This is a genomic window from Exiguobacterium antarcticum DSM 14480 (genome assembly GCF_000685865.1).
Taxonomy (GTDB): Bacteria; Bacillota; Bacilli; order Exiguobacteriales; family Exiguobacteriaceae; genus Exiguobacterium_A; species Exiguobacterium_A antarcticum.
Genome location: NZ_JMKS01000003.1, coordinates 1,595,228 through 1,619,578 on the forward strand (window position 1 = coordinate 1,595,228; position 24,351 = coordinate 1,619,578).

General features: G+C 50.7%; 21 protein-coding genes. 13 read left to right on the forward strand and 8 right to left on the reverse strand.

The genetic code is table 11. From position 1 onward, the window contains the following. Nucleotides 1–112 precede the first annotated feature (112 nt). Both cydD and cydC read left to right on the forward strand, forming a co-directional pair. Nucleotides 113–1,843, forward strand: a complete 1,731-nt coding sequence (gene cydD / locus P404_RS0109165; protein WP_026830552.1) for a thiol reductant ABC exporter subunit CydD — start codon at nt 113–115, stop codon at nt 1,841–1,843. Then, nucleotides 1,840–3,558 carry a thiol reductant ABC exporter subunit CydC gene (cydC, locus tag P404_RS0109170; protein ID WP_026830553.1) on the forward strand — a complete coding sequence of 573 codons (1,719 nt, stop codon included), beginning with the start codon at nt 1,840–1,842 and terminating at the stop codon, nt 3,556–3,558. The genes cydD and cydC overlap by 4 nt, the downstream gene beginning before the upstream one ends. A gap of 291 nt (nt 3,559–3,849) precedes the next feature. Here the strand turns inward: cydC and kynB are convergent, their stop codons facing one another. Genes kynB through kynU form a run of 4 tightly spaced genes read right to left on the reverse strand, consistent with a single transcriptional unit; the run spans nt 3,850 to nt 8,016 of the window. Continuing rightward, nucleotides 3,850–4,473: an arylformamidase gene (gene kynB / locus P404_RS0109175; RefSeq protein WP_026830554.1), complete on the reverse strand. Its 624-nt coding sequence runs from the start codon at nt 4,471–4,473 to the stop codon at nt 3,850–3,852. 13 nt (nt 4,474–4,486) lie between these two features. Beyond that, nucleotides 4,487–5,326 (reverse strand): tryptophan 2,3-dioxygenase, encoded by an 840-nt coding sequence (gene kynA, locus P404_RS0109180; RefSeq protein WP_026830555.1) that lies wholly within the window; start codon nt 5,324–5,326, stop codon nt 4,487–4,489. Between the two features lie 20 nt (nt 5,327–5,346). Then, complete coding sequence (locus P404_RS0109185) at nt 5,347–6,729, reverse strand: amino acid permease (RefSeq protein ID WP_026830556.1); 1,383 nt, start codon at nt 6,727–6,729, stop codon at nt 5,347–5,349. Nucleotides 6,730–6,738: 9 nt separating this feature from the next. Further along, a complete protein-coding gene (gene kynU / locus P404_RS0109190; protein ID WP_026830557.1) occupies nt 6,739–8,016 on the reverse strand; it encodes a kynureninase in 1,278 nt (425 codons plus the stop codon). Between the two features lie 111 nt (nt 8,017–8,127). On the opposite strand from kynU, the gene P404_RS0109195 reads away from it, so the two are divergent. Genes P404_RS0109195 through P404_RS0109205 form a run of 3 tightly spaced genes read left to right on the forward strand, consistent with a single transcriptional unit; the run spans nt 8,128 to nt 9,831 of the window. Beyond that, nucleotides 8,128–8,751, forward strand: coding sequence for a TetR/AcrR family transcriptional regulator (locus P404_RS0109195; protein ID WP_026830558.1), 624 nt, complete (start codon nt 8,128–8,130; stop codon nt 8,749–8,751). Nucleotides 8,752–8,796: 45 nt separating this feature from the next. Continuing rightward, nucleotides 8,797–9,249: a DUF4385 domain-containing protein gene (locus P404_RS0109200; protein WP_014969213.1), complete on the forward strand. Its 453-nt coding sequence runs from the start codon at nt 8,797–8,799 to the stop codon at nt 9,247–9,249. A 36-nt stretch (nt 9,250–9,285) separates the two neighbouring features. Then, complete coding sequence (locus P404_RS0109205) at nt 9,286–9,831, forward strand: DM13 domain-containing protein (RefSeq protein WP_026830559.1); 546 nt, start codon at nt 9,286–9,288, stop codon at nt 9,829–9,831. 56 nt (nt 9,832–9,887) lie between these two features. Here the strand turns inward: P404_RS0109205 and P404_RS0109210 are convergent, their stop codons facing one another. After that, on the reverse strand, nt 9,888–11,084 hold the full coding sequence (locus tag P404_RS0109210) for an MFS transporter (protein WP_026830560.1): 1,197 nt from the start codon (nt 11,082–11,084) through the stop codon (nt 9,888–9,890). Nucleotides 11,085–11,607: 523 nt separating this feature from the next. On the opposite strand from P404_RS0109210, the gene arcA reads away from it, so the two are divergent. The 5 genes from arcA to P404_RS0109235 all read left to right on the forward strand — a co-directional run bounded on the left by arcA (nt 11,608) and on the right by P404_RS0109235 (nt 17,194). After that, nucleotides 11,608–12,876, forward strand: a complete 1,269-nt coding sequence (arcA, locus tag P404_RS0109215) for an arginine deiminase (protein ID WP_051590475.1) — start codon at nt 11,608–11,610, stop codon at nt 12,874–12,876. A gap of 21 nt (nt 12,877–12,897) precedes the next feature. Then, a complete protein-coding gene (gene argF / locus P404_RS0109220; RefSeq protein ID WP_026830562.1) occupies nt 12,898–13,923 on the forward strand; it encodes an ornithine carbamoyltransferase in 1,026 nt (341 codons plus the stop codon). 27 nt (nt 13,924–13,950) lie between these two features. Beyond that, entirely contained in the window at nt 13,951–15,420 is a 1,470-nt protein-coding gene (gene arcD, locus P404_RS0109225; RefSeq protein ID WP_034774132.1) for an arginine-ornithine antiporter, read from the forward strand. A gap of 12 nt (nt 15,421–15,432) precedes the next feature. Beyond that, nucleotides 15,433–16,389, forward strand: coding sequence for a carbamate kinase (gene arcC / locus P404_RS0109230; RefSeq protein ID WP_026830564.1), 957 nt, complete (start codon nt 15,433–15,435; stop codon nt 16,387–16,389). Between the two features lie 85 nt (nt 16,390–16,474). Further along, complete coding sequence (locus P404_RS0109235; RefSeq protein WP_236624352.1) at nt 16,475–17,194, forward strand: Crp/Fnr family transcriptional regulator; 720 nt, start codon at nt 16,475–16,477, stop codon at nt 17,192–17,194. Between the two features lie 227 nt (nt 17,195–17,421). Here the strand turns inward: P404_RS0109235 and P404_RS0109240 are convergent, their stop codons facing one another. Together P404_RS0109240 and P404_RS0109245 are read right to left on the reverse strand one after the other, a co-directional pair. Further along, nucleotides 17,422–18,480: an acyltransferase family protein gene (locus P404_RS0109240; RefSeq protein ID WP_026830566.1), complete on the reverse strand. Its 1,059-nt coding sequence runs from the start codon at nt 18,478–18,480 to the stop codon at nt 17,422–17,424. Continuing rightward, nucleotides 18,477–20,243, reverse strand: a complete 1,767-nt coding sequence (locus P404_RS0109245) for a CDP-glycerol glycerophosphotransferase family protein (protein WP_236624353.1) — start codon at nt 20,241–20,243, stop codon at nt 18,477–18,479. The genes P404_RS0109240 and P404_RS0109245 overlap by 4 nt, the downstream gene beginning before the upstream one ends. A 304-nt stretch (nt 20,244–20,547) precedes the next feature. Here P404_RS0109245 and P404_RS0109250 point away from each other — a divergent pair, with 304 nt between their 5' ends. From P404_RS0109250 to P404_RS0109260, 3 genes are read left to right on the forward strand one after another with little or no spacing between them, the layout of a single operon-like run. Continuing rightward, a complete protein-coding gene (locus P404_RS0109250; RefSeq protein ID WP_014969218.1) occupies nt 20,548–21,261 on the forward strand; it encodes an IspD/TarI family cytidylyltransferase in 714 nt (237 codons plus the stop codon). Continuing rightward, on the forward strand, nt 21,258–22,283 hold the full coding sequence (locus P404_RS0109255) for a ribitol-5-phosphate dehydrogenase (protein ID WP_014969219.1): 1,026 nt from the start codon (nt 21,258–21,260) through the stop codon (nt 22,281–22,283). Before P404_RS0109250 ends, P404_RS0109255 begins: the two co-directional genes overlap by 4 nt. Nucleotides 22,284–22,314: 31 nt before the next feature. Further along, on the forward strand, nt 22,315–23,523 hold the full coding sequence (locus P404_RS0109260; RefSeq protein ID WP_026830568.1) for a CDP-glycerol--glycerophosphate glycerophosphotransferase: 1,209 nt from the start codon (nt 22,315–22,317) through the stop codon (nt 23,521–23,523). 200 nt (nt 23,524–23,723) lie between these two features. Here the strand turns inward: P404_RS0109260 and P404_RS0109270 are convergent, their stop codons facing one another. After that, nucleotides 23,724–24,281, reverse strand: a complete 558-nt coding sequence (locus P404_RS0109270; protein ID WP_026830569.1) for a nitroreductase family protein — start codon at nt 24,279–24,281, stop codon at nt 23,724–23,726. Between the last annotated feature and the right edge of the window lie 70 nt (nt 24,282–24,351).

A 24,351-nucleotide genomic window follows, 5' to 3' on the forward strand; every position in this document is an offset into this window, starting at 1 on the left:
CTTTTCGGCAGCATACCCGTGGCATCAACAGAATGGATTCGGTATACTAAATGTACGATATGTGAAAATATTCACTAAAAGTCGTTCACACTTTGTGAAAGGGCGTTTGATTATGAATCCACTTAAAGGAATCATCACGATTCCGCGTTCAATTTTAATACAACTGATGCTGGCGGCCGTCTTAATGGGTGTTGCCGTCATCGGTCAATCCTATTTAATCGTCATCATCGTCGATCGGATTTTCCTGCAAGGGGATCCGTTCGCGGCAGTCATTCCGTTGCTTGGTGTCCTATTGTTGATGCTTGTCCTGCGCGTCGGCGTCACGTATTGGAACGGACGTCTCGGGACGAATCTTGCGGCACGGGTCAAACAAGACTTACGCCAGGCACTTGTCGCGAAATATACGAAAAACTCCGTTGAATCGATGCTCGAAGGACAATCCGGAAAAAAGGTCAGTGTCCTACTGGATTCCGTCGATGAGATGGACAGTTATTACAGTCAGTACATGCCGAAAGTCATCCAGACGTCGATCGTCCCGCTGATGGTGCTGATTGCAGCCTTCAGCTATGACTGGGTCACGGGACTCGTCATGATGATTACAGCCCCGTTCATTCCGTTGTTTTACATCGTCATCGGGATCATGACCCAAAATCGGGCCGATACGCAACTGGAGAAGATGAATGCCTTCTCCGGAACATTTCTGGATACGTTACAGGGACTGACGACGTTGAAATTATTTGGTCGGGCGAAGGCCCAACAGGACGTCATCGAACGGAGCAGCCTCGACTTTCGGGATGCGACATTGACGGTGTTGAAACTTGCCTTCTTGTCATCACTGATGCTCGAATTCATCTCGATGCTCAGTATGGGAATGATTGCGCTTGAAGTCAGCTTACGTTTGATTCTGTTCCAAAGTATCACCTTTGTCCCGGCCTTTTTGATGTTGGTATTGGCGCCGGAATACTATCTGGCGTTAAAGGAAATGGGCGCAGCCTTCCATACGGGACGGGGCAGTGTCGCGGCCGCGAAACAGATTGCAGCGGAACTGACGGAAGATGACCGGAGCGTCGTCTTCGGACAGACGGAACTACCGGCAGCCCGTCCACCACGGATCGAATTAAAGGACGTCGCTTTTTCATACCGCGATGCCCGGTTTGCGATGACCGAACTGAATCTTGCGATCGAACCGTATCAGAAGGTCGCGTTGATCGGTCGCAGCGGAGCCGGCAAATCAACGGTCCTTCAGTTATTGGCGGGTCTCGCCGATCCGCAGGACGGACAACTGTTACTTGACGCTCAACCCCGTCAGATGATCACCGAAGCAAGCTGGTTCCGCCAACTGAGCTATATCTCCCAGCATCCGTATTTGTATGCCGGGACACTTGCGGAGAATATTGCAATTGGTGAATTACGCGAGGCATCACGTTCAGCGATTGAACAGGCCGCATCTGACGCCGGTCTGACAGAACTGATTCAGCAGTTGCCGAACGGACTCGATACGGTGATCGGGGAAGGCGGACGCGGATTATCCGGCGGAGAAAAACAGCGCGTTGCCTTGGCGCGTGCGTTCTTAAAACGACCGAACATCATCTTGTTTGATGAACCGACGACCGGTCTTGACGTCAAGACGGAACGGTTGCTGCAAGAAGCAATCACTGTTTTAGGACGTGAAGCAACGGTCATCACGGTCGCCCACCGATTGCATACGATTGAACAATCGGATCAAATCGTCATTCTGGAAGCAGGACGGATTGTCGACCGGGGAACACATGAAGAATTACTCGAACGTGAATCGGAGTATGCGATGATGCGTGCCGTTCAACGAGGGGAGGAGACACGATGAAAGAGTTGATGGGAATTTTTCGCTTGATGTTGCACCAAAAACGAGACATCGTCTTCTCGATTGTCTTCGGTGTTCTGGCTGGAGTCACAGCGGTCGGTTTATTTGCGGCAAGCGGCTTTCTGATTTCAAAAGCCGCTTTATTGCCACCGATCCAGACACTGGCTGTCTTGATTGCCTTACAGAAACTGTCGAGCTTGACGCGGGCGGCGAGTCGTTACGCCGAACGCTATTATTCACACCGGGCGACGTTTACGATTCTCAGTGACTTACGGACGACGTTTTATAAACGACTCGAGCCGCTTGCACCGGGGATCTTTGCGAAGTACCGGAGTGGTGACCTGCTCGCACGAATTGTCGGTGACGTCGAAAGTCTCCAAAATACGTTTTTACGGGTCGTCTATCCACCGATCATCTTAGTGCTCGTTTTTCTTTGTACGATCTTTTTCGTCAGCTTCTTTTCACTCAGTGTTGCGCTTGTCCTCGTGATTGGTCTTCTGTTGACGGGATTCGTCATTCCCGGCTGGTTTGCCTACCGGGAACAACGCTTTGCCCGGTCCGTTCGGGCACGGCGGGGGGAACTGTCGACGGAAGTGACGGAATTGTTCCAGGGCTACCGGGATTTAAAGATTTATCAACAACTCGGAAACAAGGAAGCAGAACTGAATGCTGTCGCAGCGCGGTACGTGGCGGAAGAAAAACGCAACGGGCTGCACGCCGTCTCGAATCTTGCATGGAATACACTCGCCACCTTGATCATTTCCTGGATTGTGTTGGGTCTCGGTGCTTATCTGGTCGCCGACGGTCAGCTCGACGGTGTTTTCCTGGCCTTACTCGTCATGACCTCGTTGACGGTGTTTGAAAATGCAGCCCCAATGGCGATTTTGCCGGGCTTCTTTGAAGACAGCCGCCATGCGGCGCGACGGCTCGATGATGTGGTCGAAGCGACAGCGGAACCGGAATATCGTTCGTTTGAGCTGACGCGGGCACCGGAACTCCGGGCCGAACAGGTCACGTTTGCGTTTCCCGATCAGGAACGTCCGGTCTTACGAGACGTCAGCGTGACGTTTCCTGCCGGCAGCAAAACAGCAATTGTCGGAGCGAGCGGCTCCGGGAAATCGACCTTACTGCAACTGTTGTTGCGGATGTATCCGGCAGACGGGATCCGGATTGAGGGAACCCCCGGTCAAGAGATCGATCCGGAAGCGGTATGGCGACAGTCGAATGTCGTCTTGCAACAAAACCATTTCTTTTACGGAACGATCCGCGACAATCTGCAGCTTGCTAGTAGCGAGGCAACGGATGATCAGATGATCGAAGCACTGAATCAAGTGGGCCTTTCGTTGCTCGCTCTTGACGACCGGGTGCTCGAAAAAGGGGAAAACCTGTCCGGCGGTGAAAAACAACGGCTGGCGATTGCCCGGATTTTCTTACGGCAAGCTCCGCTCTACCTGCTCGACGAACCGACCTCATCAGTCGATGCCTTGACGGAACAGACGATCTTGCAGCACTTATTCGCACGTGCAACGGATGCAACGCTGTTGCTGGTCAGTCACCGTCTCGCAGGACTCGAGAAGATGGACCAAATCGTTGTCATGGAGCAAGGTCAAGTCGTCGAAGTTGGCACGTATGCTGATTTGATGGCACGACAAGGTGCTTTTTATGCCTTAAAACAAGTCGAACAATCAGTCTTTACACCGGATCAACTGGTCCGTTAAACCAACAGCCCCCTCCGTCGCTACCAAAGCGTTGGAGGGGGCTGTTTACTATGAAGAGAATTCAATAAGGCAGGACAGCTGGCTTGTGTCTCGCCTGAGGAAAGCGCGTGAGAAAAGAGTGATTGCTTTTGAAACCATCCCTTTTGAGGCTATCAAAAAGCCGCCTTGTTTCACGATTCTGAAAGTAAAAAGTACAATTCAGCTGCGCTGTCAGGAACAAACAAGACCCGATTTTCTGTCTTTAGACAGGAAATCGAGTCTTATTTCTCGTGTAAGTCAAATCTATTGATTTTAATACGGTCGCATCAACGCACGGACGGGACTGCCGTCACCGTCGACGAGCGGAAGCGGAACGGCGTTTAAGTGATAGTCACCTGGTGTGATCGCATCGAGTACGAGCCCTTCCAAGATGTGGACACCGTGTGCTGCGAGGGCATGGTGGGCACTCATCTCTTTACTGTCGATTGCGTCAACAGACGGTAAATCAAGACCAATCAATTCGATACCCAGTGCTCCGAGACGTTCGGCAAGACTCGGTGTCAGGACCGGAATCGTCTCCGGGAACACGGATTTATCGACCCAGCCGTCCGTTTTGATGATCAACCGGCGGACATCGGTTAAATCAAATGCCTCGAGATCACTTGCGACAAGTTCGGTCCGACCGGGCAGATAAATGACACGGGCATGACCGATGTAGAGGTCCGGATCAAGATCAATCACTTTTTGACCGGCATCGTCAAAGTGAAACGGTGCATCGATGTGGGTGCCGGTGTGCAGACTCATCGTGACTTGACCGACGTTGACGGAACCGGTGTCGGCTTTACTCCAATTAATCGTGTAGTTGAACTTCGTATCGCCCGGCCATGTCGTAACGGACGAGGTTAATGGTTGTGAGACATCGATCCAACGGTTCATAGAAGATTCCCCCTCAAAGTTTTGTCCGGACCGACCAGAGTTCCGGGAAAAAGCGGTGGTCGAGCACACGGCGCAGATAACTGACGCCGGACGAACCACCCGTTCCCGGTTTTTGACCGATGATCCGTTCGACGGTGCTCATATGATTAAAGCGCCACATCTGTTGCTGGCTGCCGATGTCGAGCAACTTTTCACCGAGTTCATATAAATCCCAGTACTGTTCGACGTCCTGATAGACGATGGCCCAGGCGGCTTCGACACTCGCGTCAGCTTCCCAGTCTTGCGTGACATCCCGGTTGAGGATCGTCTCGTCAATCGGTAAGCCGCGCCGGTGCATCGCCCGGACGGTTTCGTCATAGATGCTCGGTGTCTTCAAGTCTGCCGTTAATTGAGTGAACAGCGCCGTTTCGTGCTCATAGACCCGCAGCATCTGCGCATTCTTAAACCCGAGGGCAAACTCGATTTGCCGGTTTTGGTAAGACTGGAATCCGGATGAATGTCCCAGCGAATCACGGAACTCCAGATACTCAGCCGGTGTCAGCGTCGAGAGGACACTCCACGATTGAATCAATTGTTGTTGAATTTTCGAGATCCGGGCGAGCATCTTAAACGACCGCTCAAGCTGATCGTCGGCAATCGCTTTAGTGGCGGCCGACATCTCATGCAAAATCAACTTCATCCAAAGCTCACTTGTCTGATGGATGACGATGAACAGCATCTCATCATGATGGTCCGATAAGCGTTGCTGGCTCGTCAAAAGCGAGTCGAGCTGTAAATAATCCCCGTAAGACATATCTTTTTTGAAGTCGGTTTGAATCGTTTCTTCGATTTGCGTCGCATCCGTCTGTTTCATTCCAATCGATCCCCTTTACGTCAAAGTGATTGTGAACGGTTTGTTTGATCCGCTTGCGGCGGATTGTTGCGTTTCCAAAACACATAGGCAATCGTCAAGAACAGTAACCATGGAACTCCGAATTTCAAGACGATTTGGAAATCCGTGAACCAGGTCGTGATGACGAGGGCAAACAGCAGGATGGCCCCGAGTGCCGTCAAGTACGGATAGCCCATCATGCGGACCGGCAGTTTCCGTCCACCGTCCCGTTCCCAGGCTTTCCGGAAATAGAGGTGGGAGATGAAAATCATGAACCAGGTGAAGATTGCCCCGAACATCGAAATCCCCATCATGAACGGATAAGAGACACTCGACTGGCTGCTGATGACAGCGGCAAGGAAAATCCCGAGCGTCGAGACGGCAAGTGCAAACAAGGGAACACCTTTCGTATTCAATCGGCTGAAAATCCGCGGTGCGTACGTTGCTTTCGACAACGAGTACATCATACGCGTCGACGCATACAACTGACTGTTCATCGCGGATAAGGCAGCCGTCAGGATGATGAAGTTCATGATGCCGGCAGCACCGGGAATCGATAACATCTCCATCACTTTGACGAACGGGCTTTGATCGACACCGCCCGCCTGTTGCCACGGCACGATCATCAACATCAAGGCAATCGTGATGACATAAAATGTCGATAAGCGGAAGACGGTGGCCTTCAGTGCTTTTGGCACCGCGACATCCGGATCTTTCGCTTCACCGGCCGTGACGGCAATCAGTTCCGTCCCGAGAAAACTAAATAACGAGATGAAGACGGCAATCCAGAGACCGGAAAAACCAAACGGCAGGAAGCCACCGTCATTCGTAAAGTTTTGCGTACCGATGTCCGGAGAGTTACTCCCGAAGACCAGGTATGCGCCGAGAATCATGAACATTAAAATCGCACTGATTTTAATGACGGAGAACCAGTATTCAAATGTCGCAAACGTATTGACGGTCGTTGCGTTGATATAAATCAAGGCAATCGCAAAGACAAAAATCCAGATGTAACCGGGAACGTCCGGAAACCAGTATTTCATGTAGATGGCGATGGCGCTGACTTCGACACCGATTGCAAGAACGTTCGCGACCCAGTAAGAATAGCGGACAAGAAATCCAGCGTATGGACTGATGTATTGTTCGGCAATCGTTCCGAATGAGCCGGACGTCGGGTGGGCGACGGTCATTTCCGCGAGGCAACCCATCAAGAGCAGGACGATGAAGGCACCGATCGCGTAACTGACGAGGACACTTGGTCCGGCGAGACTGATGGCGAGACCGCTCCCGAGAAAAAGTCCCGTTCCGATCGCGCAACCCATCGCAATCATTGTTAATTGGCGTGTTTTTAAGTCACGCCGTAGTTCAGTAGGGTGTTCTTTCATAATTCCTCCTTACGCGACGACTTCGCGTTCGTTCTTAAACTGTTCATATTGTTTTTCGTCCATGATCGTTTTCAAAATCGAGACGACCTCATAGACATCTTCAAAGCTATTATACAAGGCAACAGGGGCCAGCCGGACAATATTCGGTGCCCGGAAATCAGGAATGACGTGATGCGCCTTCAATGCTTTACAGATCCGTGCCGCTTCCGGATGTTCGAGACTCAAGTGAGCACCACGTCGTTTGTCGTCACGCGGGTTCCCGATTACAAAGCCGTACGGCGTCAATTCCTGATCGACGAGCGTCATCATGTAGTCCGTCAGTGCCAATGACTTTGTCCGGACTGCGTCGATCCCGACTTCTGCAAACAGCTCGAGTGCACCGATTTGCGGGGCGAGGCTCAAGACGTGCGGCGTTCCGATCTGGAAGGCACCGGCGTTTTCGGCAGGAGTCATCGTATGATCCATATCAAACTGTTTATCTTTACGGGAGCCGAACCAGCCGGTCAGACCCGGCAACGTGCCGAAATGCCGTTCGTGGACAAACAGTCCGCCGACCGTTCCCGGACCGCCATTTAAATGTTTGTAGTTGCACCAGTAGGCAAAGTCGACGCCCCAGTCATGAAAGGCATGCGGAATCGCACCGACGGAATGACAGCCGTCAAAGCCGATCAAGATACCGCGGGCATGGGCTTCCCGTGTCAGACGTTCCATATCTAAAATCTGACCACTCCGGTACAGGACGGTCGGTAAGACAATCAACGCGATCTCCTCCGTCATCGCGGCAATGATATCCGCTTCATCGAGAAACCGTCCGTCACGACTCTCGACTTGGACGAGATGTTCTGCCGGATCGAGTCCGCGCAACCGCAGCTGACTTTGAAGCGCATAAATGTCAGACGGGAATGTTAAGCTGTCGGCTAAAATCTTTGTCCGTTGTCCGGATGGGGCAAAAAACGTTGCTACGAGTTGATGCAGATTGACCGTCGTCGAACCGGTCACCATGACTTCATCCGCACTTCCGCCAACGAGGGGTGCGTTTAAGGCAGCCAGTTTTTCAGACAGTTCAAACCACGGATGGCGTCCTTTCATCCATCCGTCAATCCCGAGTTCGCGCCAATCGGCGAGTGATTCGAGCAACGTGGTTTCCGCCCGTTTCGATAACAGCCCAAGTGAGTTGCCGTCCATGTAAATCGAGCCTTCCTGGAGATAAAATTCGTCCCGGTAAGGGGCCAGTCGATCCTGTTCGTCTCGTTCGATTGCTTCCGCACGCTTAGCGGTCAATGGCATGTCCGTTCCTCCTCAAAATGAATCCGTAATCAATTTTGACAAAAGCGTAGCAAACAAATTGACATTGTGTCAATATTATCGGATAGAGAAGCAGGAGAGGTGGGGAAAATCATGAAATCAGACGACATGAAAATCGATAAACGGCATCTTCGGACAATCCGGACACGGGAAAAACTGTTGGTGGCAGCCCGGGAAGTTTTTCTCGAAAACGACTTTCAAACGACGACGATTTCACAAATCATCAAGCGGGCAGGTGTCGGCTACGGGACGGCATACGTTCACTTTGAAGGAAAAGATGAACTGTTAATCGTCCTGATGGAAGACGTCATGGATCGTTTTCATCAAGTGGCGGAACAACCGTTTGAGCCAGGAACAGCTGAAGAAGCTAAAAAACAAATCGAGCAACAGGCGACGGCTTTCCTGCGGCTCGCCGAACAAGAACGGGAGATGCTCCGAATCGTCGAACAGGCAATCGGCGTGTCGTATATCATCCGGGCCAAGTGGAAACAAATCCGCGAACGCTTCATTGAACGGATCAGCCGCGACGTCCGCTATGCGCAGGGCAGTGGACTCGCCCGTTCGGACCTCAATCCGACACTCGTTGCACGCGGCTGGTTTTTTGCAAACGAAATGTATCTGTTCGAAGTGATCCGGGAAGAGACGACAGCGTCGATTGAAGAAATCGCGAAAACCTTGACGGCGGTCTATACGACCGGACTGTACGAACACGATTAAAGCCGCTTGTTCCCGGGAATCCTTTAGGGGAAGGGAGCGATAAGCATGGCATTTGATTACGATTTAGATTTTGAGACGACGGATTTTCGGAAAGAACCGGAAAAGTACCGCGTCGGACGGGGGGAGCAGGGCGTCCTGCTCGTTGAACCGTATAAAGGAGAAATTTTGCCGCACTGGCGATTCAAGACGCCGGAAATCGCAACGGAATCTTCTGAAAAAATCTATCAGATGTATTTGGATTACAAAGAAGCCGGAGACTTCGTCGGGATGGACATGGCGCGGAAATTTATTCAGATGGGACACACACGGGCACGCCGGTACACGAATTACAAAGGCGGACGGAAATATAAAAACAAAGAGACGGGCGAGTTGAACGAGCGGAAAATCGATCCGGAAAAAGCGAAGTCGGCTGAAATTTTCCGAGAAAAATGGAATCTGATCCGGGCGGATGAAGAGTATTTAACATTAAAAAAGGCGCATCAAAAACAATATGGCTAAACGAACGGTCAGGAGTTCTACAAGCGGAGGAATGGAGTGGAGACGGTGCGAAACGGATCAAAAATCATATTGGCAATTGTGGTCGTCGGTGTACTGGCGTTGAGTTGGTGGCTCGTATCGCCGCTGTTCTTGCATCAAGCCGTGGATGAGAAATTGCCTCCCGCTTCTTCGACGGTAGAACAAGAAGATGAGACAACAGCATCCGAGACGGACCAGTCGGAACCTACAACACCGGCTCCCGAAGAAGCACAGGCTGACTTCTACGGAACGTTTGTGGACGGTGAAAAAAATTATCAAACGTCAGGAAAGATTAAAACGGTAACGGCAGACGACGATGTGTTATATCTGCGATTCGAAGATTTTCAAACGATGAACGGACCGGACTTGTTTGTTTACTTGGTGGAGCCAGGCAAAGAAACGGCAGACGGGATCCGCCTCGGGGCGCTAAAAGGGAATCAGGGAGACCAAAACTACGTCCTCCCGAAAGAAGTGGATTTGACGCAACATAGCCGTGTCGTCATCTGGTGTCGCGCCTTTGATGCTGATTTTGGAACGGGTGAATTAAAAGCAACAAGTGAATAAAAACAGCAACTCGCTTCCGGATGTGATATCGGAAGCGAGTTGCTTTTTGTCTGGTATTAAGACGTTTGTTCGATTTTTTTGATCAGCCGGGACTGACGGCGTTGCCAGATGACAGAACCAATCAAGGTCACAGCGAGGAAAACAAGTCCGAGTACGAACGGATAGAGAATGTTGACGTCATATAACAATCCGGCAAGTGTCGGACCGAGGACGTTTCCGATACTCATGTAGGCATTGTTCATGCCCATCGCAAAACCTTGTTCGTTTCCGGCGAGCTTGGAAATCATCGTGTTCAAGACCGGACGTAGGATGGATGTCGCAAGGAAAATGACGAGTGTGACGGCAAAGAATCCACCGTAGCTCGCTGTCAGTAACGACAACAAGAAACCGAGTGTCGCAATCAACAGGAAGATGTTCAAGACTTTTCCTTCGCCGAGATTGCGCGACAACTTGTCGACGACGAAAATTTGGGCGATGACACTGATGATTCCGGTCGACGTCACCATGATGGCGATGTCTTTTGGAGACGCCCCAAACTGATTGTCGACGAACAGACCGAGGACAGACTCATAGGCCATCAACCCAAAACTCATGACAAGCGTGATGACGAGCGGGACGAAGTAGGGTTTATGGAACGACGCGCCGAGTTTGCTCCACATCGAACCTTCATCCGGTGCCATCGCCGTTGCGTCATGGACGTCACTTTCTTGAAGCAACAGAACGCTGAACAAAACAGCAAGTAACGAGACGAGTGCTGAGATGAGCAGTGGCAATTTCAAATCGAATTCAGCAAGAAAACCGCCGATTCCGGGACCGATGACGATTCCGAGTGACATCGCTGCAGAGACATAACTATTCCCTTTTGCGCGCTGATCCATCGTCGTGATGTCCGCGACGTAAGCAAAGATCGCTGGAATCAATAATGCCGCACCGACACCACCGATTGCCCGCGATATATAGAGAATCGTGACGGAATTCGAGAAGTAAAAGACGAACATCGATAACGTCAGCCCAATCAAACCATAAATGATCATCTTCCGGCGACCGTATTGATCCGCCCATTTTCCGGCGACGGGTGACATGATGAGCTGTGCTCCGGCAAATATGGCAATCATCAGACCGGCAGCGGTTCCGCCTTGACCGATTGAAGCTAAATAAGCGGGCAGAATCGGAATGATGATCCCGAAGCTCCCGACGGCGATGAACATATTGATCATCAGGACCGTTAATTTTTTACGTTGATCCGCTTGCAAGGGGATCCCTTCTTTCTGGACGCTACTGTCAGCGTTTAGTGTATGTACCTTTACTATCTTAGTTTCAAGGGAAAGACCGTGTCAATTTAGAGCGTTGAAAAAGCTTAAAACAGACAAACGATGATTTAAAGTAAAAAGGAGTGATTCTGAACTGCTCCCACAAAAAAGGTTACAGTTTTTCGATTTGTCTGACTCACGCCCCATGCTTCACTTCGTAGTCTAGGTTTGTCTGTGTCCATCCGCCAGTTCTCTTATTTTTGCTAACAGACTCATCAATTAAATGAAGGATTACATATTTTTGAAAAAAAAAAGAATCGTTCATGCAAAAACAATGCAAGGATTCGGGGTGCAATTGGGGAGCGACCAGAATGTTATTGCATGGGGATACGTTCACTTGCATAAAAGTTCTGGTCATATGTGTAAACGCTTACATAGTTAGGGACGGAAGCCCGCTGCATATGCTCAACAGTGAGCATAAACTAAGGGTGTAAGCAGGAATGATATCCCTAAAGGAGGATTCATCATGACACAATCACTAGATGGACATGAACGGACGACTGGGGCGATACGAAATTTACCAATCCACGTCACGTCCGAGATCGGTGAATTGAAGACGGTACTCTTGAAACGGCCGGGCCGGGAGCTCGAGAACTTGACACCAGACCATCTCGGTCGTCTGCTGTTCGACGATATCCCACACCTGCCCGTCATCCAAAAGGAGCACGACTATTTTGCCGCTGTCCTGAGAAACAGAGGAATCGAGGTGCTCTACCTCGAGAAGCTGATGGAGGAGGTACTCGCGATTCCTCACTTGCGGGAACAGTTCGTCGCCAACGTCCTCGAGGAATCGAAGTCGAACATCAATGGATCGTACGAGAAGCTTCGCGATTATCTGCTCAGCTTCGACAACGAGCAGCTCGTCGAGGCCGTCATGGCGGGTATCCGCAAGACGGAAATTCCGCACAGCAAGCGGACGCACCTGCATGAGATGATCGAGGACACATATCCGTTCTATCTCGATCCGATGCCGAACCTCTATTTCACGCGTGATCCAGCAGCTGCGATCGGCGACGGCCTGACGATCAACCGGATGAAGGAACCGGCGCGGCGGCGTGAATCACTCTTCATGCACTATATCATCACATATCACCCCCGCTTCGCGAAGCATGACATCCCGGTCTGGTCGGACCGTGAATACCGCTTCTCGATGGAAGGGGGCGACGAACTCGTTCTGTCGAAAGAAGTGCTCGCAATCGGTATCTCGGAACGGACGACGGCACAAGGGATCGAACGGCTCGCACGCAACCTGTTCGAGCGGAGCGAGTTCAAGAAGGTCATCGCGATTGAAATTCCGAAATCCCGCGCATTTATGCATCTCGACACCGTCTTCACGATGGTTGACTACGACAAGTTCACGATCCATTCGGCGATACAGGGATCGGGCGGGCAGATGAACATCTTTGAGCTGACGCGCGGTGCGGACGACATTACGATCACGAAACGGACCGACCTGCTCGAGACGTTGAAGGAAGCGCTCCATCTCGACCACCTTGTCCTCATCCCGTGCGGCGGAGGGGACGCGATCGCCTCGGCCCGCGAGCAGTGGAGCGACGGATCGAATACGCTCGCAATCGCACCGGGCGTCGTCGTCACGTACGACCGAAACTACGTCTCGAACGAGCTGCTACGGTCACACGGAATCGAAGTAATCGAGATTGGGTCGAGCGAACTGTCACGTGGACGAGGTGGTCCGCGGTGTATGAGTTGTCCGTTGGTACGAGAAGATATCTAAAACCAAGAGGAGGAACCTATCATGTCGAAAACAGCGCATATTGATCTCCGGAATCGTCACTTCCTTTCATTGAATGAGTTTACAGAAAGTGAGATCAATTACCTGATTGATCTATCGGCAGAACTGAAACGGCAGAAACAGGAAGGCATTCCGCACCGTGTCCTTAGTGGTAAGAACATCGCGCTCTTGTTCGAGAAACCGTCGACTCGGACGCGCTGCGCCTTCACAGTCGCTGCAATCGATCTCGGAATGCATCCGGAGTACCTCGGTAAGAACGACATCCAGTTCGGCAAGAAGGAATCGGTCCGTGACACGGCGATCGTCCTCGGCCGGATGTTCGACGGCATCCAGTATCGCGGCTTCAGCCACGCGACGGTCGAAGGTCTCGCGAAGGACGCAGGCATCCCGGTCTGGAACGGCTTGACCGACCTGTACCATCCGACGCAAATCCTCGCTGACTTCCTGACCGTCAAGGAACAGAGAGGGCATCTGAAAGGCATCAAGTTCGTCTATGTCGGTGACGGCCGGAATAATATGGGCAATACCCTTTTGATTGGCGGGGCGAAGGTCGGGATGGACATCCGGATCTGCGCGCCGGAATCGCTCTGGCCGGAACGCTCGATCATCGACTACGCGGAAGCGGTCGCTGCCGAGAACGGCGGACGGATCATGGTGACGGAAGACATCGACGCCGCCGTCGACGGGGCGGACGTCATCTATACGGACGTCTGGGTCTCGATGGGTGAAGAAGCTCAATTCGAGGAGCGGATCAAGCTGCTCACACCGTATCAGGTCGATATGGAGATGATCCGCAAGACAGGCAACGACGATGTCGTCTTTCTCCACTGCCTGCCTGCCTTCCATGATCAGGAGACGGAGGTCGGGCGCGCCATCTTTGAGAAATACGGACTGCGCGAGATGGAGGTGACGGATGAGGTGTTCCAAAGCACGCATTCCTCCGTCTTCGATCAGGCAGAGAACCGGATGCATACGATCAAGGCCGTGATGGCGGCGACGATGACGGACTGCTCTGACATTTGGAACTGATTTCTCACACCAGAAAGGATGAGAGTTATGGTTACCAAACCGCATGACACGACCGGCACATCAGGTACGTCGCCAGCGAAACAACAGAAGAAATTAGGATTCTTCGCACTGACGGCAGTCGTCGTCGGCTCGATGATTGGGGGCGGGGCGTTTAACCTCGCCGCCGACATGGCGGTCGGCGCGAGCGCCGGCGCTGTCCTGATCGGATGGGTGATCACCGGCATCGGGATCATCGCGCTCGGACTCAGCTTCCAAAACTTGACGATGCGTCGGCCGGACCTCGACGGCGGCATCTACAGTTACGCCCGTGCAGGGTTTGGTCCGTTCGTCGGCTTCAACTCGGCTTGGGGATACTGGCTGTCGGCCTGGCTCGGCAACGTCGCCTATGCCACGCTCCTGTTCAGCTCGGTCGGTTATTTCTTCCCCGTCTTTGAGGGCGGGCAGAACCTCGCCTCGATCCTCGGGGCATCCGTTCTTCTCTGGCTCGTCCACGCCTTGATCCTGCGCGGCGTCCATGAGGCCTCGCTCGTCAACATCATCACGACGATTGCGAAGCTCGTCCCGATTTTTGCCTTCATCACGCTCATATTGTTTGCCTTCAACCTCGACCAGTTCACGTTCCAGTTCTTCGGTGAAGGTGGCTTCAACTTCAGCTCGGTCAAGGAGCAAGTCGTCTCGACGATGCTCGTCACGCTCTGGGTATTCATCGGTGTCGAAGGGGCGGTCGTCCTGTCAGGGCGCGCAAATAAACGCTCTGACATCGGAAAGGCGACCGTGATCGGTCTGATTGGGACACTCATCATCTACGTCCTGATCTCCGTCATGTCGCTCGGTGTCATGTCCAATGCGGATCTTGCCACCATCGACCGTCCGGCGATGGCGTATATCCTCGAGAGCGTCGTCGGGCAATGGGGTGCCGTCCTGATTAACATCGGGCTCGTCATCTCGGTGCTCGGGGCATGGCTCGGCTGGACGCTGCTTGCGGCCGAGATTCCGTATATCGCAGCGAAGGATGGGGTCTTCCCGAAATGGTTTGCGAAAGAGAACAAGAACGAGGCACCGGTCAATGCCCTTTGGCTGACGAACGGCTTGATTCAGCTCTTCCTGTTCACCTTCCTGATTTCGGACGCCGCCTACACGTTCGCTTTTTCGCTCGCTTCGAGCGCGATCCTGATCCCTTACGCGGTCTCTGCCTTCTTCCAGGTGAAGGTGTCGCGCGGTGAGATCGGTTATGCGCCGGGTGAGAAACGGACGCGCGACCTGATGCTCGGGCTCGTCGCTTCCGCCTACGGCATTTGGCTAATTTACGCGGCAGGTATGGATTATCTTCTGCTGACGACGCTCCTGTACGCACCGGGTACGCTTCTGTACGTCAAGGCACAACGGGAGGCAGGCATCAAAGGACTGACGAAATGGGAATGGACGGGTACTGCGGTACTGACGGTCCTCGCGTTTGCTGCGCTCATCGCAATGTGGAATGGCAATTTATCCATCTAGGAGGAGTTTGACATGAAAGGAAAACGAATCGTCATCGCGCTTGGAGGGAACGCGATTCAGCAAGGGAAGGAAGCGACGGCTGAGGCGCAGATCCGGGCCGTTGCAAGGACAGCAGACGCGCTCGCTGGGCTCGTTTCGGAAGGCTATGAGATGGTCGTCACCCACGGGAACGGACCACAGGTCGGGAGCCTGCTACTTCAGCAGGCGTCGTCGATCCCAGCAATCCCGGCGATGCCACTCGACGTCTGTGTTGCGATGACACAAGGGATGATCGGCTACTGGTTTCAGAACGCGCTCGACCATGCGTTCCTGCACAGAGAAAGTCCGCCGACGGTCGCGACCGTCGTCACGCGTTGCGTCGTCGATCCGAATGACCCGGCCTTCCTGAATCCGACGAAACCGATTGGTCCGTTCTATAGCGAGGAGGCGGCGAACGCCCTGACGATGAACGGATATGTCTACCGCGAGGACGCGGGGCGCGGCTACCGACGTGTCGTCCCGAGCCCACGCCCACAGTCGATCATCGAGCATCGCGTGTTGACCGACCTCGTCGAACGGGGACATCTCGTCGTCGCCTCGGGTGGTGGTGGGATCCCCGTCGTTGAGACAGGAGAAGGATATGTCGGCGTCGAGGCCGTCATCGACAAGGACTTTGCGGCCGAGAAGCTCGCTGAGCTGATCGAGGCCGACACGCTCGTCATCCTGACGGCGGTCGAACATGTCGCGATCCACTATCATCAGCCGGACGAGCTGGCGCTTCGGGAAGTGACCGCCGCGGAGCTTGAGCGATATATCGCAAGCGGGGAGTTCGCGCCCGGCAGTATGTTGCCGAAGGTCGAGGCCGCGCTCGAGTTCGTCCGTTCGAAGGACGGACGCCGAGCCGTCATCACCTCGCTCGACCGGGTGAAGGAGGCGCTTGCCGGTGAGACGGGCACGATGATCGCTGTCTCGTTCAACCAGCTCGTCTGAAGGAAAAGGAGCGACTGCGGCCGCTCCTTTTCGATTGCCTTAAAACCGTGACATCCTGCATACGCACGGCTCGATGAGGGAATGTATGATAGTGAGGAGAACAAGTGAAGGAGGGAACGGGATGAAACGGAACGTGACGACGGAAGAACTGCGCGGTCTCGACATCTTCGAAACATGTACGGAACGGGAGCTTGCGCAGCTTCTGCCGCACGTCTTCCACCGGACGTACCGGAAAGGGCAACTGCTGTTCATGGAAGGGGACCCGCGCGAGCGAATCTACTTCCTGCTCGAAGGGTATGTCCGATTAGAGCGGCTGAATCTCGCCGGGACGCTCCAGTATTCCGATTACCTGAAGCCATGCCAGCTCTTCCCTTACAGCGGGATATTCGAGGACGAATTCTACAGGTACACGGCGGAAGCGCTGACGGACATCGAGGTCTACTATGTCCCGACGTACCAGCTTGAGCAGATGGCGAAGCGGCACTCGGCCATGTTGTTTCATATCATCAAGCAGATGAACCGTCTGCTCGACCTGCACGAGCGGCGCGTCCAGGAGATCATCACGCCGAACGCGACGGTGCGCGTCATCAACACGATCCACTTCCTGATGGAGGACCTCGGGGACACGCGGGAGGATGGGATTCACGTAAGCTGTCCGTTCACGACGATCGAACTGTCGCGTCTGTCCGGGACGTCGCGAGAGACGGTGTCCGGCGTCCTGTCGAAGCTGCGCAAGGACAACATCATCCGCTTCAGTGCGAAGCATCTGATCATCGGAAAGCCGGACTTTTTTGTGAAGGAATGACCGGAATACAAAAGAAGGCCGTCTCTTCTTTGAACGGCTGTCCGTCAAGTAGACAGGTGAAATAATAATAATAAATAGTCTGACGGCCTGAACCCTGAAATCAAGGAAACTCAGGCCGTTTAGTCGTTGTTCTTCCTTGATCATAAAAAAAATCCCTTCAGAAGTAGGCAGTTGAAATAACTAAACTGTCTACTTTTGAAGGGAGCATATCAATGGGAGTCAAAGCGTCAAAGTGTTTTCTTGAACAGCCAATTGACGTTTGGTGATAGTAGCGGTCGGAACAGTCGGACGACCGGACGACTTGATAAAATCCAAACGAAGAACAAAGCGAGCAAGAAGGAGGAACCAATCAGTAACACCGGCGATTCGGCAATCCATGGTGGAACGGAATCCCGAAACAGTCGGACGATGAATGAGTGTAACAAATAAATCGCCAACGTCTGAATCCCGATTTGATCAAACCGTTCACCGAACGAACGGTGTGGAATCATCATTAATACGGAGAAAATCATCACGGTACTGACCGCATATAAAAAGAGTTGAATCAATGCTCCTTTCAGTACCGGGACGTCAAACTCCCCATAGGTATCCCTGTAGAACAGCCAGACGGTGTCAAATCCGTTTTTTGTCCAAACTGCCATAGCGATGGCAATGGACACGGAAACGATCAATCCGGTCAAACGACCGATTGGTGATGTCAGACAATCGCGAATCCGCCCATCAGCGAGCCATCCCCGTTCTTTGACGAGATACCCCATCAAGAAGAACGGATAAAAACTGACGACCTTTTGGAGGGACAGGAAATTCGTGATGGAACCCGGATTGGCATTGATCAGTAAGGCAAACAGCACACTGATTAACAGCGGATACCGAAGCGTCAGGAAACCAGGGGTCACGATCTGCCAGATGATGATGCCTAGCAGATACCATAATGTCCAACTCGGGACGAGCGGGTGAAGTAGCCCGTCCATCAATCCATCGACCGTCTTTTCATTGACGTAGGCAAGATAGACTTCATGAATCGATTGCCAAATCAAGTAAAGCACGACGAACGAAATGATCCGTTTGGGTCGGACTTCCTTAAAAAAGTAACCGCTCATGAAGATGAACGCCGGCATATGCAACAAGTAGATGATGTTGTAGACGATTTGAACGGAGTCGTTGCCATCCAGGTTACGGAACGTTTCAATCAGATGACCAAACACGACCATGAAGATCAGTAATACTTTGTAGTTCCCGAGCCAATGATCGTATGAAAAGGTCATTGGTTTTGGTGTTTGGTTCATTTGTTTTCTCCAAGAATGATTTGATCGACAAAACGTTGACTGGATTTCCCGTCCTGCTGTTCGAAGAAGTATTCAGCAAAGGCCTTGACGTTTTGCATCTCGAAGTCTTCGTTTTTGATCCGCTCAATCAATTCTTCAGATGTTCGAACAATCGGTCCAGGGACAAATTCTTCAAAGTCATAGTAGAAGTCACGTTTCGAGATATAATCTTCTAAATCATAGGCAAAGAACAACATTGGTCGGTCGAGCAGTGAAAATTCAAAACATGTCGATGAGTAGTCGGTAATCAAAATGTCAGAGACGAACAGTAACTCATTGATTTCTCGATGATCCGTCAGATCAAGGAAGAAGTCGGCATAGACTTCCGGGATCTCCATCCGGCGTCGGACGAACGGGTGCATCTTCAAGACAAACACGTAGTCTTCATGGAAGGCTTCATACAAGGCATCCAAATCGAGTTGGCTGAAATCATAATGCGCACTCTTCGCCCCATTTCCTCGGAACGTCGGCGCAAACATGATGACTTTTTTAGTTTTGAAAATCGGATATTCTTCATAAATCCGTTCCTTCGCCTCGGCGATGTAGTCTTGGTCAAAGAACATATCGGTCCGTGGAATACCGGTTGCGACGACTTGATCTTCGCGTAAGCCGAATCCTTCCGCATAATGACGTGCGACGTTATGCGAACTGACGATGGCTTTCGTATAGTTCCGGTGACTGAGCGAGTTGGCACTTGGACCGCCTGGTTTTCCGAGACGGCTGTAGCCGAATGTCTTGAAGGCTCCGACAGCATGCCAGACCTGAACAAGATCGCTTCCTTTACGGATGTTGAGCGGATAAATCATCGGATAAAAATCATCGACTAAAATCGTTTTTGCCGTCGCGAGATGATACGGTAACGTAAATTTATCGCGCCAATCGCGTCGTGATTGGAGATTCGGTTTGAAAAACGTTTTAACGTCTAAATGTAGGTCACGTCGTTCGATTTCATTTAAGATGTAAGCGAAGTTCCCACTGACATCGCTCCGAGAGTCGGAAGCAAAAATGACTTTATTCTCTTGGATCGGCTGTGTCCACTTCGTCACATTGTAGATGGCCTTAAACGTAAAACGACGGAACTTGAACGCCCGTTTTCGCCAATTCTTCTTCGTTTTATTGAATTTTTCAATCATCCGGATAAAACGTTTCGTCTCCCCTTGCTTAAGGGAATGGAAACTTAAAGTATTACTGTATTCTGAGTACTGGACGACCACTTCGTACTCTAGTTTAAGCAACAGGTTACTATGTTTCGTATCGACTCGATAGATGACAGGAATCAAAGGACGCGTATCACCAAATGGAGCTTCATGTAAAATCGATTCTCCTTGGACGATAGCGAAGAAAGCATCAAAATAGCCCATCGGTAAAGGACGACCGGTTGGTGTGATGTGATTGAGGTCGAGTTCTCCGCTAAAGGTTTCCTCAGCCCAGTCGCCTTCGAATGGGAAACGTAGGATGAACGTTCGTTTATTTCGTTTGTTCCGGAAGATGATTGCCCGCTCGAGTGGAATCGGTTCTTCGGCAGCTTCAGACTGGATGTAACCATCTTCCGGCTGTGTTTCTTCTGTCAGTTCAGGAGTAGCTGGATTTTCAAAAAGTAACTGCTCGGCCTGAAGAAAATCAGTTAATCCAAAAAGGCGTGCCTCGAAGCGGAATTTTGTTCCGGCTAGTTCTAGATAGTTAACGTGTGCCTGTAGTAGTGGCATCTGTATTTCTTCTGTCAAAACAATCTCTCCTCGCTTAAATGATTACAATGCATTTACACAATAATGACAGATTTTTAAAATCAGCATGAACATAGTATAGTGATATTAGAAATCATCCATCATTATATCGTGACGAACCAAAAAAAATAGAACTTTGTCTATTTTTTTTGGTTTGGTTGATGGATTCTTTGAAAATTAGACCATATTTTAAGAGATACCCACATCGCTGGCAAGTGGAAACAAAAAACTTTTTTATAAGGGAGGGAAGCGGAGTGACTCATGACAGCGCCATCGTTGATGGATGATCACTCTGCGATACAAGATGATTTATGCAGCAATCTTAGCCGGCGGAAAAGGAACAAGAATGGGGAACGTGGACCGTCCAAAACAATTCCTCTCAATTGGAGAGCGTCCGATTCTCGTGCATACCGTCGAAAAATTTCTTTTAAACGAAGACTTTGATCAAATCATTATTGTGACACCAACTGCGTGGATCAACTATACACGTGATATTTTAGATAAGTATATCGGAAATGATACACGGATTGTCATCACGGCAGGCGGAAACGATCGAAACGAATCAATCATGGCTGCCATCAACTGGATTGAGAACAAAAATGGTTTGTCTGACGAAGACATCATCGTCACACATGATGCGGTCCGCCCGTTCTTGACACACCGGATCATCAAAGAGAACATCTCGACTGCTTTGGAATATGGTGCTTGCGATACCGTGATCTCCGCGATCGATACGATTGTTGCATCGACAGACGGAAAAACAATCTCAGACATTCCGGTTCGGGATCAGATGTATCAAGGACAAACGCCACAAAGTTTCCAAATCACGAAATTAAAAAAACATTACGAAGCGTTGTCAGCAGAGGAACGAGCCATCTTAACGGACGCGTGTAAGATTTTATTGCTTAAAGGCGAAGATGTTGCACTGGTGACAGGTGAATTGTTTAACATTAAAGTCACGACGCCATATGATCTGCGGATCGCCAATGCAATTCTGAAGGAGCGGATTCACCAATGATTAACCAAGTCTATCAACTCGTGGCGCCACGCCAGATCGAGGTGACGTATGACGAACGGTCACTCAATTCGGACCGGGTTGTCGTACGCCCGACCTACCTGTCGATTTGTCATGCCGATCAACGGTATTTCACGGGAAGCCGAAGTGCTGAAGTGTTGGCGAAGAAATTACCGATGGCGATGATTCACGAAGGAATCGGTAAAGTTGTCCATGATCCGTCTGGAACGTTTGCGATCGGTACATTAGTTGCAATGGTTCCGAATACACCGTCAGAAACAGATGACATCATCGGGGAAAACTATTTGCGGACAAGCCGTTTCCGTTCGAGTGGCTATGATGGTTACATGCAGGATTATGTTTTCATTAAATCAGACCGTCTGGTTGAAGTACCAGCCGATCTCGATCCGGAAGTTGCTGCCTTCACGGAACTTGTCAGTGTGTCGGTTCATGCGATGACTCGTTTTGATCAAATCGCCCATCCACGCCGCGAAACATTTGGCGTTTGGGGAGATGGGAATCTAGGGTTCATCACAGCACTGATGCTTCGGAAATTATACCCGGAAGCGAAATTGTTTGTGTTCGGAAAAACACAATCCAAACTGGATTATTTCTCATTTGCGGACGAGACATATCATATCGACCAAATTCCAGAAGGTGTTTCGTTTAACCATGGTTTTGAGTGTGTTGGTGGAATCGGCAGTCAATACGCCATCAATCAGATGATTGACTACATCATCCCGGAAGGAACGATGGCGTTACTCGGTGTTTCAGAAGAACCGGTCGCCATCAACACGCGGATGATTCTTGAAAAGGGACTTCGTGTCTATGGATCAAGCCGAAGTACACCGGCTGACTTTGCACGGACGATGGAATTGTATCAACTGTATCCAGATATTCCAGCCTATCTCTCGAATCTTGTCTCAGGCGTATTCCAGATTCGCCAAATCGAAGATATTCATCAGGCATTTGAAAGTGATTTGACGAACCGTTTCGGGAAAACCGTCATGGAATGGTGTATGTAAGCATGAGATCGGGAAGAGAAGGGATCACTTTATGAAACAGAAATTACGGTTGATTCAACGACGAACGGTCCACTATCTGCTCGTGGTGACGTACTGGATGTCTAAACTTTTTCCGGTACAACCTAAAAAAGTCGTCTTCGCCACGTATCGTTCGGACAAACTCGTCGATAACTTCCGCGCCGTCTACGATGAACTGGAAAGTCGAGAACTTGGATTTCACTATGTGTTTTTATTGAAACGATTTCCGCAAAATCTGTTCGGTCAGGTGAAGTACGTTTTTCATATGATGCGAGCAACGTATGAACTGGCGACGGCTCGTTACTTCATCATCGATGACTACTACTATCCTGTGTACGTCTCGTCACTGCGCAAAGGGACAGAAGTGGTTCAGTTATGGCATGCGTGTGGGGCGTTCAAAAAGTTCGGGTACAGTGTCCTGGATAAGTCCTATTCGCCGGATGACGATTATTTAAAAATGGTCGATATTCATCGCAACTACTCGAAAGTCTATGTTTCGGGAGAAGCATGTGTCGCACCGTTTGCAGAAGCGTTTGGGATGGATTCAAAACGGATTCACCCATTTGGTGTTCCCCGGACGGATCAGTTGTTGAATCAAGAGCGACAGGTTCAGATTGAGAACAAATTATATGCGAGTCATCCCGAGTGGCGTTCGAAAAAGTTGATTTTGCTGGCACCGACGTTTCGCGGGAATGGACAGACGACCGCCCATTACGATCAGGAGCTTGATTTTCAGCAATTTCGCGAACAGCTTGGACCGGATCATATTCTTCTGTTACGGATGCATCCGTTTGTCTTGAATCGTCCGGTCGTTCCGGCAGAATTTTCCGATCAAATCATTGACATGACGGATTATCCTGACATCAATGATTTAATGCAAATTTCGGATATTTTGGTGACGGATTATTCTTCCGTCATCTTCGAATTTGCCTTGCTCAAAAAACCCATCATCTTTTTGGTCAACGATTTGAATTCGTATAAGGAAGAACGTGATTTTTACTTCCCGTACGAATCGTTTGTGCCGGGACCCATCGTGTCGTCATTCCATGACGTCATTACGTGGATCAAAGCGAATCAGTTTGAACCGGAGCAAATTGAACGTTTTGCCGCACGTTTCTTTACGTATCAGGATGGACAAGCGACGAAACGCATCGTCGACCATGTCTTGACGGGAGCACTCCCGGAGGCGCCTGCGCATCAAGAGAAGATGAAAACCGTCTAATTCAAAAAAACATCTATGCGTGATCAAACAGGTTCATTCCTTCATCCGGGGAATGAACCTGTTTTTGATTCAAAGGAAACAAAAAAAGCGTCCATCTTTTACGATTCCGTTTGGGGAGGGAATGGAAAGAGGGACGCTTTAGATGATTTAATGGGGCTTGATTGGCGCGAGCAGGGGTAGCCCGCAGAATGCGCACCGGTTTAGAAGTGCGTTAACTTGTCACGTGCAGCCGTTCGTTTTTTGAGCGGGGGAATCAAGGCAGGCCATCCGAATTGAATGACTCCTGCAACACGTTCATTTTCTGAAGCACCGATCATTTCGGCATATTCATCCGTGAACCAATGTTTTCCGCTTTTCCAACAACACCCTAAACCAAGTTCAGTCGCTAGGAGTTGAACGTTTTGAATCATGGCAGCGGTCGCAAGTAAATCTTCCATCTGCTGATCTTCTGTTCCTTTTACTTCATACAAAACAGTCAAGTATACAGGAACATCAGCAAATTTTTGACGCATCGCTTGACGTTGTTCGTCTGTTTTTTGATCGAGTTGCCCCCGTTTAGCAAGCAACGTCATCAATTGGTCGACATACCGGACTTGTCCATCTGCATTGGCAAGGACAAATCGCCAAGGTTCACGCAATTTATGAGTCGGTGCATAAATAGCGGCTTCGAGAATTTCTTCAATCATCTCGTTTGGAATCGATTGATCTGTATAGGCACGGACTGACCGTCGTTCTAAAATCAGTTGTCGGGCGTTCATGTTGATCATCTCCTGACGTAAGTACTCTTAGAATATAATTGATAACGATTATCATTGTCAATGGTTAATT

Coding starts and splice junctions, on each gene's coding strand:
- P404_RS0109185 (WP_026830556.1), bottom strand. CDS start 6,729: ATGAAAGAACACCCTACTGAACTACGGCGTGACTTAAAAACACGCCAA.
- arcC (WP_026830564.1), top strand. CDS start 15,433: ATGAAAGGAAAACGAATCGTCATCGCGCTTGGAGGGAACGCGATTCAG.
- cydC (WP_026830553.1), top strand. CDS start 1,840: ATGAAAGAGTTGATGGGAATTTTTCGCTTGATGTTGCACCAAAAACGA.
- P404_RS0109260 (WP_026830568.1), top strand. CDS start 22,315: ATGAAACAGAAATTACGGTTGATTCAACGACGAACGGTCCACTATCTG.
- P404_RS0109255 (WP_014969219.1), top strand. CDS start 21,258: ATGATTAACCAAGTCTATCAACTCGTGGCGCCACGCCAGATCGAGGTG.
- P404_RS0109270 (WP_026830569.1), bottom strand. CDS start 24,281: ATGAACGCCCGACAACTGATTTTAGAACGACGGTCAGTCCGTGCCTAT.
- arcD (WP_034774132.1), top strand. CDS start 13,951: ATGGTTACCAAACCGCATGACACGACCGGCACATCAGGTACGTCGCCA.
- P404_RS0109200 (WP_014969213.1), top strand. CDS start 8,797: ATGGCATTTGATTACGATTTAGATTTTGAGACGACGGATTTTCGGAAA.
- P404_RS0109235 (WP_236624352.1), top strand. CDS start 16,475: ATGATAGTGAGGAGAACAAGTGAAGGAGGGAACGGGATGAAACGGAAC.
- P404_RS0109240 (WP_026830566.1), bottom strand. CDS start 18,480: ATGAACCAAACACCAAAACCAATGACCTTTTCATACGATCATTGGCTC.
- kynB (WP_026830554.1), bottom strand. CDS start 4,473: ATGAACCGTTGGATCGATGTCTCACAACCATTAACCTCGTCCGTTACG.
- arcA (WP_051590475.1), top strand. CDS start 11,608: ATGACACAATCACTAGATGGACATGAACGGACGACTGGGGCGATACGA.
- kynA (WP_026830555.1), bottom strand. CDS start 5,326: ATGAAACAGACGGATGCGACGCAAATCGAAGAAACGATTCAAACCGAC.
- cydD (WP_026830552.1), top strand. CDS start 113: ATGAATCCACTTAAAGGAATCATCACGATTCCGCGTTCAATTTTAATA.
- P404_RS0109195 (WP_026830558.1), top strand. CDS start 8,128: ATGAAATCAGACGACATGAAAATCGATAAACGGCATCTTCGGACAATC.
- P404_RS0109250 (WP_014969218.1), top strand. CDS start 20,548: ATGATTTATGCAGCAATCTTAGCCGGCGGAAAAGGAACAAGAATGGGG.
- kynU (WP_026830557.1), bottom strand. CDS start 8,016: ATGCCATTGACCGCTAAGCGTGCGGAAGCAATCGAACGAGACGAACAG.
- argF (WP_026830562.1), top strand. CDS start 12,898: ATGTCGAAAACAGCGCATATTGATCTCCGGAATCGTCACTTCCTTTCA.